Below are 13,055 nucleotides of genomic sequence, written 5' to 3'. Positions count from 1 at the left end.
AGATAGTTGAATGTACATTCAGTTTCGTGAATTTAATCCGTTTGATGTCTGGATTTGGTTGCAGTTTAGTACCATTCCTTCGCAACGGGAAAAAGAATATATAGAAGAAGTTTTTAATTCCTGGTTTTACTTGGGTAAGTTGGGCGCGTTTAATGCTGAAAATCTACAAGTCCAAGAAACAGGGCTAGAAATTAGCTATATGGATTATGATGCACAAGGCTACGACAAAAGCTTGTTAGCCTTGATGCACAACATGGGTGAGATTGAGTATGAAGGACAATGGGCGCGTTGTTGGTTCGACTTGGGAACTAGTGATGCGATCGCTTTAGATATTCTCATCAATGCCCTCACCCAGCTGAGTGAAGAATATGTCACTATTGAACAATTGTATATTGGCGGCGAAAATGAAGATTGGCCTGTAGAAGATAGCGAAAGCCGTTCTTACTCCATATACGATAATTAGTAACAAGAATGAGTAAATCAGGGGAAATTCGGGTCATAGCTTTAGGACTAATTCGGGATGGCGAACGCATTTTTGTTTCTGAAGGCTATGACCCAGCAAAGCATTCAATATTTTATCGCGCCTTGGGTGGTGGCGTTGATTTTGGTGAAACTAGTCATGCAGCTTTACAGCGAGAATTTCAAGAAGAAATTCAAGCTGAGTTAACTAATATTCGCTATTTGGGCTGTATTGAAAACTTATTTATCTATAACAATCGGCAAGGGCATGAAATCATTCAACTTTATCAATGCGATTTTGCTGATTCTAAGTTTTATCAACTAGAAAGTTTAATCTTTTCGGAATCAGGAACCCATCATCATCGGGCATTGTGGGTAGATATTGCCCGTTGCAAATCTGGCGAACTGCGGTTAGTTCCAGAGGAATTTTTTAATTATTTATAGCAGAAGGCAGGAGGCAGGAGTAATAGTCTTACTATTCCTGATATTCAAGCTTTGAAATTTTCCTCACATCTCTGACTACTGCTATATATAGCCCAATACGGTTCAGTTAAGAAAAACAAAAAACGAAAAAATGATTTTGGAGGGGGTTTGGGGGACGCAACCGTCTCCCAATCGGGGGATTGGGGGATTCTCCCCCAAATCTTGCTCATTGTCTGATGGGTAAAGCAGAAATTGAGAAATCAACTCTCATCACCTTAACTGAACCGTATTGATTTATAAAGCCAATATTTTTTCGAGAGTAGTTACAAGTGATCGCAAAACCCAACATCATCTAGACTTTGTTGGGTTTCGTTACTTTAACAATTTACATTTGTGGCAATTTACGTTCCTGGACGAGAGCGGAGATGATCTGGTATGTGATGGCGATCGCCTAATATTTCTAACAATGGCCCATGAACATCAAATTTCACCATACTTACCGACGCAACCAAAATATTCACCCGATAGCGATAGCGTCCCAAATCAATTCCCAGTAAACTGCAAAGCAGAATCCGAATCGTAGCTTTATGAGAAACTACTAACACATTACCTTCGGGATGCTTTTCTTGAATTTCCGCAATTACAGGCATAGAACGGTTCGCAATATCTACTGCTGTTTCGCCACCTTTGGGTGCATTCCAAGCAGGTTCTGTCAGCCATTTTACATAGTTTTGGGCATAATTTTCTTGAGCAAAAGATTTACTCTTAGCTTCCCATTCGCCATAACTACCTTCTCTCAGTCCATCACGCAACTGCATATCCATACCAGTAGCATCACAAAATGGTTTGGCAGTTGCAATTGTGCGCTTCATTGGGCTAACATAAACCGCTTCCCACTTCAATTTCTGATAAACATTGGCAAAACTTTCTGCCATCTGTCTTCCTTCTTCTGTCAATTCGGCATCAGTTTCACCGCAGAAATTCCCACTTTGACTAAAAGTAGTTTCGCCATGTCGCAGTAAATATAAATTGAGTGTCATAACTTATATTGCAATTGAGATAAAAGAGTTTGTGTAAAAATAAAATACCATCAATCTCACAATTGAGTCTGTAACATCAGGACAAAGTAATCAGCCAAAAAAGTCAATCAAATACAATCTTGTCTTCTGCCTCCTCCTAATATCTACTCATATCGATGTTTTTTAGATTTAATCACTTCAATCACATCATCATGACGTTGCCCTTCAATAATGTCATTTAAATGAATTTTGCCTTCAATATATTGCAGATGAATCCGCCATCCAGATAATTTATCGATATCAGCACGGTAAATTGCTTGTTTAATACCTTTAACTTTTCGCAGTCTAGTTTTAGGAAAAGTTCTAGTCCGGTGACATTCATTATCTTCTAATTCTGCTAAGGCTTCGAGAAAATCAATTTTTAATTCATCAGGCAAGATTTTCATAGCTTCATAAATTACACCATGCTCATCAAAAAGTGGTTTAATCTGTGGCATCAGCTAGAGTGAACCTCAACTTCTTGATTTTGCATACTAAAATCTTGATAGAGATACTCAGCTACGGAATTATATGCTTGGGTAGCATCTTCTGTACTGACAACTCTAAATAAAGTGATGACTGTTGTATCAAAAATCGGATCATCATCTATGGTAAGTATAATTCTTATCTCTTTATCGATTATTAAGGCATAAAGGGAAGAATCATACTCAGTATTAAATTTAATATTTTTTAGTTTAAATGCTTGATTTTCTAGTAAATTTCTATTTTTGGAAATTAGGTCAACATACCGATTTAATTTCTTAACAATTTTAAATTTTTCTCTATTGTTAAATTTTTCCAAGTCTTTTTCAAATTCTTTAGTTGATTCAATGAGTATTTCCATTTAATTAATGCTTGAATCAGAATACGAAACTGAGTTTAATATAGCTGATAATTATAGATAATTGAAGTGTGATTGTAGCAATCCTGTCTGAGTTATGAAAAAATATTCTTTTTAACTAACCGCAAAGAACGCATAGACGCGATAGCGGCTTCCCGAAGGGTAGGACACAAAGAAAGAGAACAAAGAGAAGAAAAAAGTTCACGAATGATGTAGGAATGCCATAGCGTAAAGCAGAATACGTAAATTTTAGAGGCTAAATCTGTTTGGTTAACTTAAGATTTATGAGCGAGTTCGGAGACGGTTTCTATTAATTTATCTAAATCAACTGGCTTAGAAATGTGGTGTTGAAAACCGACAGATAAAGAACGCTGTTGGTCTTCTATTCTGGCATAGGCCGAAAGCGCGATCGCACCTATTTTTCCGCCTTTGTCTGCTGGTAAGGAGCGAATTTGTTGGATAAGTGTATAGCCATCCATATCGGGCATTCCAATATCACTGATGAAGACATCTGGTTGAAACGACTCCAGGGAAGCTAAAACTTCTGCCGCACGGGTAACAGCTAATATCTCTGCACCGTATTGTTCCAGCACGGCTGTGACTAATTCCCGCGCATCCGGTTCATCATCCACAATTAAGACTTTAATTCCGCTTAAATTTAGTTCTGGTGTTGATAACTCATCAGGTTGATTTTGCAGTGATTTAGTAGCTAACAAGGGCAGTGTAACTGTGAATATCGCCCCTTGTCCTTCACCGGGGCTGTCAGCCTGAATTGTGCCGCCGTGGGCTTCCACCAAATACTGCACAATGGCTAACCCCAATCCCAACCCACCATATTTACGAGTTGTCGAAGCATCTTCTTGGCGGAATGATTCAAAAATATGGGGCAGAAAATCGGGTTTGATGCCTTTACCTGTATCGCTGATGGTAATTTGTGCTTGATTATCTACTCGCTGTAATTGCACATCTACTCGTCCACCAGCCGGGGTAAATTTAATCGCATTCGATAGCAGATTCCAGAAAATTTGTTGTAGTCGCGCCGAATCACCGGATACTTGACCAATTGGGGGCAGAGTGGAATGTAATAAAATTGATTTGGCGACGGCGGCTGTTCTGACTGTATCCAGGGCGGATTCTAAGACAAATACTAAATTTACGGGAGCCTCATCTATGTTGAGTTTGCCCCGCAAAATCTTCGCCACATCTAGCAAATCATCAATTAATTGACACTGTAATTTAGCGTTACGTTCAATGGTGGCTAAAGCTTCGGCGGTTTTGGCGGCATCAAATTGGCGGGTTTGCAGCAGTTTTGCCCAACCTAAAATCGGGTTGAGGGGCGATCGCAATTCGTGAGAGAGAATGGCTAAAAATTCATCTTTGATGCGGTTGGCGCGTTCGGCTTCGGCTCTAGCTAGTTGTTCTTTTTCCAACAGCAAACTACGTTCTTCTTCGGCTTGCTTTTGTTCTGTAACATCAGTATTTGTGCCAAACCAACGTAATATTTGACCCTGCTGATCACGGATGGGAATAGCACGGGATAGAAACCAACGATACTGCCCATCATTACCCCGGAGGGGAAAGGTATCTTCCCAAGCCTCACCTGTTGTTAAACAGTGGCGGAAGTGTTCTAGCACACGCTTCACATGCTCAGGATGGTGGACTTTTTGCCAGCCCCATCCCTGCATTTCTTCTAGGGTTGTACCTGTGTAATCAAACCAGCGTTTGTTGTACCAAAATATCCAGCCGCTTGCGTCCGCCATCCAAGCAAATTGCGACATATTATCAGCCAGGGTGCGGAAGCGTTCTTCGCTATCTTGCAGTGATTGTTCGGCTTGTTTGCGATGGGTAATATCTCTCCAGGTGGCAACAAAGCCATCACCAAATTTCGCCACGCGGATATCAAATGCTCTGGTTAAATATTTTTCCCCATATTTATCGGTATAAATCAGGTTTTCTTTAACGAGTGACTTTCCGGTTTCGACTACCTGATAGTATTCATCAAACAAGCCACTGTCTCGATGTCCTGGCAATAATTCACACAGCCCCCGCCCAATTTGCTGTTCATAGCTCATTTGATTGTTGACGCAAGCTGCATAATTCACATATTCAGTGCGAAAATCGATAATCTGTCCTTGCTCGTTTCTAATAGCAGAGTAAATTCCCAAGCAATCTAGGATATTTTCTACGGAAGTGCGGAAGCGTTCTTCACTTTCACGCAATGCTTGTATAGCTTTTGTTTGCTCAATTAATGGCCAGATACTTACTATAGTTTCTTGCAATAGGGCAACTTCATCAGCACTCCAGACTCGCGGATTTGGCGAGGAAACAGTTAATACTGCGACCAACTGCCCCTGATAAATACAGGGAACGCAAACAAGTGCTTGAATTTGAAAACAAGCGTAATTTTGAGCAAAAGCAATTGTTCGAGAATCTCTGGTGATATCATGCACAACGAAAGCTTGATTGGTAGCAAATGTAGCTTGCATTTCTGAGGTGGCAAAATTTGAAATTAGTTGAATTATCGGAAAATTCTCAAAATTGCGAGACCATATTCGCTCTAAAGTATAAAGACTTTGTTGTAAATCAACTCTGCCCAAGGTGCATCGGTTGACATTGAGGTACTGTCCCAAGCTGTTGACTGTTTCCGACATCATTGTTTGAGCATCTTGGAGATGGCGCAAGCGCAAATCTAGTTGGGTAAGAAACTGCTTGTTAAGTTCGCGCTGTTTGCGGGCGGTGATGTCTTCTGCGATACCTGTAAAGCGATAAATTTCGCCTGTTTCGTCTTTTAACCCAAAGCATCGGTCTCTGACCCAACGAATGCTGCCATTTGGTAAGATGATGCGGTATTCTTCATCAAATTGATTGGCGATCGCTTTTTCTTCAAAAGCCTTAGCAACAGATTCTTTGTCTTCTGGATGAATTAAATTAACCCAGTTACTTTGATTAGTATATAAATCTTGGGCTTTGAATCCCCAGAGACGCTCATAGGCAGGACTGACATAAATCACGCGATTGTCAGGAACCTCTTTTATCCAAAAGACAGCATTAATATTTTCTGCAAGTTGACGAAACCTTAGCTCGCTTTCGTGTAAAGCTTCGGCTGAATATTTGCGTTCTGTGATGTCTATATCCAGTCCCGTCATTCGCAGTGGTTGATCGTTCTGGTCGTAAAATACTTTACCTTGGCTCAATGCCCAGCGAATGGTGCCATTGGGGTAGACTACCCGAAATTCAATCTCATAGTTTTCGCCTGTAGCAATGGCATGATTTACAGATGTTAGAACGCGATCGCGATCATCAGGATGCACTCTCTCAAGAAACATCTCAAAGGAACCGTCAAACTCTCCTGGTTGCAGCCCAAATAAAGGTTCCAGGTTATCTGACCAGGAAATTAGCCCTGTCTGAATATTCCAGTCCCAGGTGCCAATGCGAGCCGCTAACAGTGTGATATGCAGCCGTTCTTTACTTTCTCGCAGTTCTATTTCTACTCGTCGGCGTTCAATTAATTCATGTTGTGTTTGCTGATAAAGTTCTGCCTGTCGCAGGGCGATACCTAGGGCAGTGGCTAATTCTTGGAGCAAATCGATTTCTAAAGGCTGCCATTGACGGGGGGCTTGACAATGATGCACAATCAGCATTCCCCACAGTTGTTGGTCTTGCAAAATCGGCACGACTATTTTGGCCTGGACTTGTAAATTTGTTAACAATTCAATGTGCCAGGAATTCAGACTGCCATCATAAATATTCGGTTTGACAGAGATTAATCCCTGACGGGCAAATTCAGTGTAGTATTCTTTGAAACAAGGGTCATACAAGCAAGTAGACAACAGTGGTGTCCATGCTCCACCGACTGATTCGTTGGTGACAATGCCGCTATTATCAGACTGCCAACGGACAATCACAACTCGGTCGGTGTGGAGAAACTGCCTTACTTCTGTGACTGTTGTTTCCAGAATTTCCTGCAAGTCTAAAGATTGATGAATTTTTTGGATAATTTGTGCTAGTAATCTTTCTCGCTTGATGCGCTGTTGTAATTGATTCCGCAACTGGACTGTTTCAATGGCTCCCTGAACTGCTCGTTGCAAAGTTGCTGGGGTAATGTGTTCTTTGACGAGATAATCTTGTGCGCCTGCTTTCATGACTTGGACAGCGATCGCTTCACTGCCTTGGCCTGTTACCATAATTACGGGTAAGTCAAGCTGTGGGCTGGAGGCTTGTAACTGAGCGAGAAATTCTAAGCCATCCAAATCAGGCAAGCGATAATCCAGTAAAATGACATCTGGTTGTTGCTGGCAAAGTTCTATGCCTTGGCTCCCCAAGGTTGCTTCCCAAATATTGTAGGAGTAATCGCGATCGCGCAACAAACATTGCCGATAAAATTCTCGGTCTTCTGGAGAATCGTCGACAATTAAGACGTTGCGCCGAGCTTGAACCATGATTAATACTCCAGGTGTTCAGGAAGTGTTGTCACCTCAAACCAGTATTGGATCAGCGTTTGCACATCTCGTTTTAGCTGCTCAAAATTAATCGGTTTAACGATGTAGCTGTTGACTCCGTAGCGGTAACAATCTTCGATATCTTTGGGGTTATTGGAGGTGGTAAATACCACAACCGGAACGGTCTTTAGATTATCATCCTGCTTAATCTGGCGCAATACTTCTCGGCCATCGGTTCCCGGCAGATTTAAATCCAAGACAATCAGTCCAGGAAAAAAGCCGATGTCGCTATAGTTACCAGTATGATGCAGAAAAGCCAAGGCTTGCTCTCCATTGACACATCGCTGAATCGGCACTTGAATGGGCGATCGCTCCAACAATCTTTGTAGGGCTTCAAAGTCTTCGTTGCTGTCTTCCACCACTAACAGCAGGGGGATGGGCGCAGTTCTCATTGTCTTTAACTCGAATTTTTCACGTATGGGTGGGGAGTGTGGGGAGTATAGCGAGAGGGGGAAGTGTGGGGAGAGAGGGGAGTGTGGGGAGTATAGCGAGAGGGGGAAGTGTGGGGAGTATAGCGAGAGGGGGAAGTGTGGGGAGTATAGCGAGAGGGGGAAGTGTGGGGAGAGAGGGGAGTGTGGGGGGAAAGATTTCTTCACCATCCTCCCACCCCTCCCACACTTCCCACACCTCCCACACCCCTGGATTTTTCACAAGAGAGAAATCCAGGTTTAAGTAATTGCCTCTGCTGCTAGTGTAAAGTAAAATGTACTACCTTGATTTGGTGTAGATTCTACCCATATTCTACCGCCGTGGCGTTCTACAATTTTGCGAGCAATGGTTAAGCCAGCACCAGTTCCACCGCCAAACTCATCTCGTCCATGTAAGCGGCGAAAAATTTGAAAGATTTTGTCTAGGTGCTTTTCTAAAATGCCAATGCCATTATCACGCACATAGAAAATTGGCTTTCGTGGGGTGTCTTGCTGGAGAATATAGCCAATTTCTACCCATTTTTGGGCTTTATCGTTGTACTTCATGGCATTGCTGATTAAGTTTGTGAATAATTCATTTACCTGGGCGCGATCGCATTCTATACTGGGCAGTGTTTGGGGAAGCCGAAATTCTATTTCACTGTGCGGCCGAGTAATGCTGAGGGTATTGATTACCTGCTGGACTAACTCATTCAGGTTGACTGTTTGCCGCATAATTTCTGCGCGTCCCAAACGGGAGAAATGCAGCAGGGAATTAATTAAATCTTCCATACGCTGGGTTAAGCGCACCAGGGTTTGCAATTTCGCCACCCCATCATCCTTCAGCGTCTCGGCATAATCTTCCATTAAGAAGTTAGCGTAGTTGTGAATCCCGCGTAGGGGTTCTTTCAAATCGTGGGAAGCAATATAAGCAAAAGAATCAAGTTCTTCGTTGCTGCGGCGTAATTCAAAATTCATGGAGGCGAGTTCATCCGCTTGTCGTAAGACAATCCCCACAATCAAACTCCGCAGTTCGGTGACGGCGGCAATTTCGCTGGGTTTCCAGGGCAAAGCGCAACCCCACACTGTTTCTTGCCATAACTCGAAAGATTTGCGCGGCGACATTCGCCAACTGCCATCAGATAATACTTCCACAGGTTTATGCGGATTGCCACCCCAGTTGACAGTTTCGATCACCTCTGGGCGAAACCAAATCAGGTAATTGTGCTGTACTCGTGAAATTTCCAAAGCTAACACACCACTAGCGATCGCGCGGAATGATTCACCTTGGGGATAATCTTGAGAGAGCGATCGCGTGGCAAATAAACTATGATGTAGCCGTGGTTTCGTCCAGTTCAGTAAAGCATTTACCTCTGCCTCCGATGGCACTTCACCCACAGAGATAAATTGATTACCACTGCAAATTACTGCCCCTGTAGCATTTACCAAATTCAGTAATTGAGATTGTAACTGCACCATCCCATTCAAAAAATACTTAGACTGGGACAAAGCCTCCACAAATTGAGTTTGTAAGGACTTCAACTGCATTTTGTAATCAATATCTTCACTGGCTTCTTTGTTCGCCAGTTCCACAGACATCACCTGTCCAATAAATTCACAAATGGTACGGATGTTGTAAGGAATATATTTAGGTGATGAATGATGGCAGGCAATTAATCCCCAAAGCTGTTGATTTTGCAACAGCGAAATAGACATCGAAGCTGTCACATTCATATTGTGTAAGTACTCCAAATGAATTGGAGACACACTCCGTAAGACTGACAAACTTAAATTGAGTGGTTGATTTGTCAGAGGATTATTGTGAGGAATTAACGACGCAGGTTGGTAGTTGGCATCAGGAATCAGCCGTAGCCAATTGAGAGTGTAAAGATGTCGCGCTTGCTTGGGAATATCCGAAGACGGGTAGTGTAAATCTAGATAAGGAATTTCCAGGTTTGTATCTTCGGCAATCACACAGCCTGCACCTTCTGCATCAAATTGATAAACCATCACTCGCTCAAAGCCAGTAATCCGCCGTATTTCTTGGACAACAACTTGGGACATTTCTCGCAGTGTGGCGGCTTTTTGCATCCGGGTAATTGTACCTTTTACCTGATGATAAAAATCAACAAAATCAGCTTTTTGTTTAACTTTTTTCGGCTCTAGTTCCAAAAGAATCACTGTATCTGAGCGGTGGACAATGCCATCAAAATACCGCGATTTATTGCCATGTTTAATTGATAAATCCAAGGGATTAATTGTCTCGAAATCTGCGGTGAGGCATTGCTGAATTTTTTGAATTTGCTTGGTATCAAATAAAACTGATAAATGTTTGCCTAAAAGTGCATCTGGTGGATGACCAATAATTTTTTCAGTGTTATCACTAACTTGGATAATTTCGAGGTGAGCATCTTGCAAAACCAGCAAAACTCCGTGAGGCTGAATTAAACCTGGAATGTGAATCGGCTCGCGATCGCAATTTGTTAAATCTATTATTTCATCAGCCATACACTAACCACCCAACTCCAGCCACTGCCCGTAACTGATCTCCGTAATCTCCCTTATTGTAATTTTAGATTTTAGATTTTAGATTTTGGATTTTGCATTAATTCGTTGAACTCACGTTGTAGTTAGCAGAAATATCGTCAACACTTCCATTTCCTGAATTTATGACCCAGAAACTAGCATTACCAATATTCACACTTTTATTTGGACTGGCTATTATTCAAGCAGCCGGCTGTACAACTGATAAAAATAATTCCGCAGTTGTCGCTCAAACTTCCCCCAAACCAGCCCCCCAAGAAATCATCCAACCAGGAGAAGTCCGCGCCTTACCCGGTAAGTTAGATACCATCCCGGTGTTTAACAGTAACAGCCCCGAATGGATTAAAAATGAAGGAATTTTACTTTCTACCTTTCCCACTAATAATAAAAAAGTCCCCGCCGCCCACCTCAATTTTCCCTTTCAGGGACGCTTTGATTTATTTGCCCATCATTACACCCACACTCCCAAAGATTTACAAACCCTATATATCGGTGTCATACTCCACAACCCCAGTAAAAAACCTGTGACAGTTAATGTCTTGCAGGGCGCAAGTTATTTAATGCAGGATGCGCCCTTTGTGACCTTAGCGCCTTACCTAGAAAATAATGATGGCAAGGTTTATTCTGGGCCAGGGGCGAGGGCTGTCAGTGATGTGTTGCGCGGTGTGCGTCAAGCAGATTTCCCCGCCAAGTTTGTCATTCCTCCTGGTGGTAGCCGGATGTTATTAAATCATCCAATTCCTGTGAGAAATTTAGCCAAGCCTGTGAATGGTCGTTCTAGTTTTTTGCGTTTGCAGAGTAGCGGTAAAGTATATGCGGCTAGTTTGGCGATGTTTGCTAAAAAAAATGCCGATAATTCTGACCGTGCGCCAACTTTAAGCGAATGGCAAGCTTTATTAAACAATGGCAGTTTTGCCGGGCCGAGAGATAAAACCCCAACCCCACCCAATGCTACCAGTGGTTCACTCATTTACGGACGTGTGGCTGGTGTTTCTCAAGGTTCCCAATGGCAAGCTAACTTGGTAGATAACCCCAAAGCCCAGTATTTAACTATTTCTGAACGCGGTAAAGGTATTTCTTATCCTTTAGTTACTCTCCGGGGAGGTCGATTGGGTACTGACCAAATCCAAACCGCTAAAATGTTGGTGCGCTACCCTGATACCGCCTACGAAGCGCACGGTAATTATGGGGTGGAATATAACCTGAGTTTGCCGTTAAAAAATCAGACAAAGCAAACTCAAAAAGTCACCGTCACCCTAGAAACACCTTTAAAAGAAGACAAGTTATCTCAAAAGGGCGTGCGTTTCCGCAAACCATCACTTGATTTTCCCTTCTTTCGGGGTACAGTGCGACTGCGTTATGTTGATGACCAAGGACAAAAGAAAACGCGGTATGTGCATTTATGGCACAGAACTGGCCAGGTTTTAGAACCATTGGTACAATTTGTTCTCCCACCCGCCAGCCAAAGAAATCTACAAGTAGACGTAATTTACCCACCAGACTCAACACCACCGCAGGTTTTGACTGTCCGAACTTTAGAGTAGTAATCAAAATTACTCATCCCCGAATTTCTCACGTTTGGGGAGAGGGGAGTATAGAGAGAGGGGGAAGTGTGGGGAGAGAGGGGAGTGTGGGGGGAAAGATTTCTTCACCATCCTCCCACACCTCCCACCCCTCCCACACTTCCCACACCCCTTCTCCCCACTCGCTACTCCCTTTGAATGACAATTTACCAGTTCCGCCAACCGCCTTTTGTTGATACTTCACCAGAATTTTTCAACCCATGAGTTTGCAGTAAAGTTTGATATTCTTGACTACTCGCCCAACGGTCAATTTCTCTGGCGCGTAACACTGGTACAGGATGGCTTAATTGGGCTGTGCGGGAGGCTTTCACCATTTCGCCCAATTCTGTTTTACTAATTTCATCATAAGCACGGGCTTGGGCAACAAAGGCATCAAGGTTGAGTTGTGGTGCAAGTGTAGGCGAACCACCAGCAAGTTTCATGAGTACAGACATGACCACCTTGGGGTTTTGGGTGGCTAGTAAAGCGGCGCGATCGCAAGTAAACTCAGCACAGCGTAACCATTCTAAAAGTTGTGTTTGGATGGCTTGCGCCAAAAAATTCCCCACATTCGGCACAATTGCTGCCGCTAATACCAGTAAATTTACAGGCGTTAAATAAACACTATGGTCGCATTTAAGATGCCCTAACTCATGGGCAATTACCGCCTGAATTTCTTCTGGGGTGAGGATATCTATCAACGAAGTATGCAGCACCACAAAAGGCTGTTTACCCCGCATCGCAAAAGTATAAGCGTTGGGTGCTGGATGTTGTCGGACGTATAATTGCGGCGGTTCAATATCTAAAACTTTGCAAGCTTCTAATAATAATTTATGTAAATCTGGCAGTTGATTTTCACTGACTAAAACACTAGAAGCAATATTTTCTACATAAAAAATCTGCTCCGCCATTGGCCCCAGCCAATTTCGCACCATCAAATCAATACCAGGTATTTGTTTGAGAGCTTTGGTAGATTCCAAGTCTAAGGGATGACGAAAGGAGTCAGCTTTTAAACCAATTAGCGGGGTTTTGATGAATGACATGATATAGCCAGCTTGAAAAAAGACTGTAAAAATTTGGCTGCTAATTTAACAGCCATCCACAAGCTAGTATAACGATTCATTCAGTGGAAGAAGGGGGGAAGAGTGGCTGACAGGTGTAGGTTTTTTACAAAGGTGTGAGTAGTCAATCACTCTCGACAGAAAATAAAAGCAGAATCATAGAGTGAAACAGAGGCTCAAATGCTAAAAAATGAGTACCTC

Annotated in this window: 10 protein-coding genes; 3 read left to right on the top strand and 7 right to left on the bottom strand. The window is 42.6% G+C overall.

Annotated elements, in window-relative coordinates; genetic code table 11:
• Positions 1-10: 10 nt before the first annotated feature.
• Positions 11-463 carry a DUF3531 family protein gene (locus tag H6G74_RS24085; RefSeq protein ID WP_190970053.1) on the top strand — a complete coding sequence of 151 codons (453 nt, stop codon included), beginning with the start codon at positions 11-13 and terminating at the stop codon, positions 461-463.
• Positions 464-471: 8 nt separating this feature from the next.
• Positions 472-903, top strand: a complete 432-nt coding sequence (locus tag H6G74_RS24080) for an NUDIX hydrolase (RefSeq protein ID WP_190970052.1) — start codon at positions 472-474, stop codon at positions 901-903.
• 380 nt (positions 904-1,283) lie between these two features.
• Here H6G74_RS24080 and H6G74_RS24075 read toward each other — a convergent pair whose 3' ends face one another.
• The 6 genes from H6G74_RS24075 to H6G74_RS24050 form a co-directional block, all read right to left on the bottom strand.
• Positions 1,284-1,922, bottom strand: a complete 639-nt coding sequence (locus tag H6G74_RS24075) for a histidine phosphatase family protein (protein ID WP_190970051.1) — start codon at positions 1,920-1,922, stop codon at positions 1,284-1,286.
• Positions 1,923-2,065: 143 nt separating this feature from the next.
• Positions 2,066-2,398: a hypothetical protein gene (locus H6G74_RS24070; protein ID WP_062295745.1), complete on the bottom strand. Its 333-nt coding sequence runs from the start codon at positions 2,396-2,398 to the stop codon at positions 2,066-2,068.
• Positions 2,398-2,784, bottom strand: coding sequence for a hypothetical protein (locus H6G74_RS24065; protein WP_190970050.1), 387 nt, complete (start codon positions 2,782-2,784; stop codon positions 2,398-2,400). The genes H6G74_RS24070 and H6G74_RS24065 overlap by 1 nt, the downstream gene beginning before the upstream one ends.
• A 272-nt stretch (positions 2,785-3,056) precedes the next feature.
• Positions 3,057-7,220 carry a PAS domain-containing protein gene (locus H6G74_RS24060; RefSeq protein ID WP_190970049.1) on the bottom strand — a complete coding sequence of 1,388 codons (4,164 nt, stop codon included), beginning with the start codon at positions 7,218-7,220 and terminating at the stop codon, positions 3,057-3,059.
• 2 nt (positions 7,221-7,222) lie between these two features.
• Positions 7,223-7,672: a response regulator gene (locus H6G74_RS24055; protein WP_190970048.1), complete on the bottom strand. Its 450-nt coding sequence runs from the start codon at positions 7,670-7,672 to the stop codon at positions 7,223-7,225.
• Between the two features lie 276 nt (positions 7,673-7,948).
• Positions 7,949-10,195: an ATP-binding protein gene (locus H6G74_RS24050; protein WP_190970047.1), complete on the bottom strand. Its 2,247-nt coding sequence runs from the start codon at positions 10,193-10,195 to the stop codon at positions 7,949-7,951.
• Positions 10,196-10,356: 161 nt separating this feature from the next.
• Here H6G74_RS24050 and H6G74_RS24045 point away from each other — a divergent pair, with 161 nt between their 5' ends.
• Positions 10,357-11,775 carry a DUF3370 domain-containing protein gene (locus H6G74_RS24045; RefSeq protein ID WP_190970046.1) on the top strand — a complete coding sequence of 473 codons (1,419 nt, stop codon included), beginning with the start codon at positions 10,357-10,359 and terminating at the stop codon, positions 11,773-11,775.
• Between the two features lie 185 nt (positions 11,776-11,960).
• On the opposite strand, the gene H6G74_RS24040 is transcribed toward H6G74_RS24045, so the two are convergent.
• Positions 11,961-12,836 (bottom strand): M48 family metallopeptidase, encoded by an 876-nt coding sequence (locus tag H6G74_RS24040; RefSeq protein ID WP_190970045.1) that lies wholly within the window; start codon positions 12,834-12,836, stop codon positions 11,961-11,963.
• Between the last annotated feature and the right edge of the window lie 219 nt (positions 12,837-13,055).

The sequence above is a fragment of the Nostoc spongiaeforme FACHB-130 genome (assembly GCF_014698475.1).
GTDB lineage: Bacteria > Cyanobacteriota > Cyanobacteriia > Cyanobacteriales > Nostocaceae > Nostoc_B > Nostoc_B spongiaeforme.
The sequence above is the reverse complement of the archived record's forward strand: the minus strand, read 5'-3'. Positions and strand labels throughout refer to the sequence as shown.

Coding starts and splice junctions, on each gene's coding strand:
- H6G74_RS24040 (WP_190970045.1), bottom strand. CDS start 12,836: ATGTCATTCATCAAAACCCCGCTAATTGGTTTAAAAGCTGACTCCTTT.
- H6G74_RS24070 (WP_062295745.1), bottom strand. CDS start 2,398: ATGCCACAGATTAAACCACTTTTTGATGAGCATGGTGTAATTTATGAA.
- H6G74_RS24050 (WP_190970047.1), bottom strand. CDS start 10,195: ATGGCTGATGAAATAATAGATTTAACAAATTGCGATCGCGAGCCGATT.
- H6G74_RS24065 (WP_190970050.1), bottom strand. CDS start 2,784: ATGGAAATACTCATTGAATCAACTAAAGAATTTGAAAAAGACTTGGAA.
- H6G74_RS24045 (WP_190970046.1), top strand. CDS start 10,357: ATGACCCAGAAACTAGCATTACCAATATTCACACTTTTATTTGGACTG.
- H6G74_RS24080 (WP_190970052.1), top strand. CDS start 472: ATGAGTAAATCAGGGGAAATTCGGGTCATAGCTTTAGGACTAATTCGG.
- H6G74_RS24075 (WP_190970051.1), bottom strand. CDS start 1,922: ATGACACTCAATTTATATTTACTGCGACATGGCGAAACTACTTTTAGT.
- H6G74_RS24055 (WP_190970048.1), bottom strand. CDS start 7,672: ATGAGAACTGCGCCCATCCCCCTGCTGTTAGTGGTGGAAGACAGCAAC.
- H6G74_RS24060 (WP_190970049.1), bottom strand. CDS start 7,220: ATGGTTCAAGCTCGGCGCAACGTCTTAATTGTCGACGATTCTCCAGAA.
- H6G74_RS24085 (WP_190970053.1), top strand. CDS start 11: ATGTACATTCAGTTTCGTGAATTTAATCCGTTTGATGTCTGGATTTGG.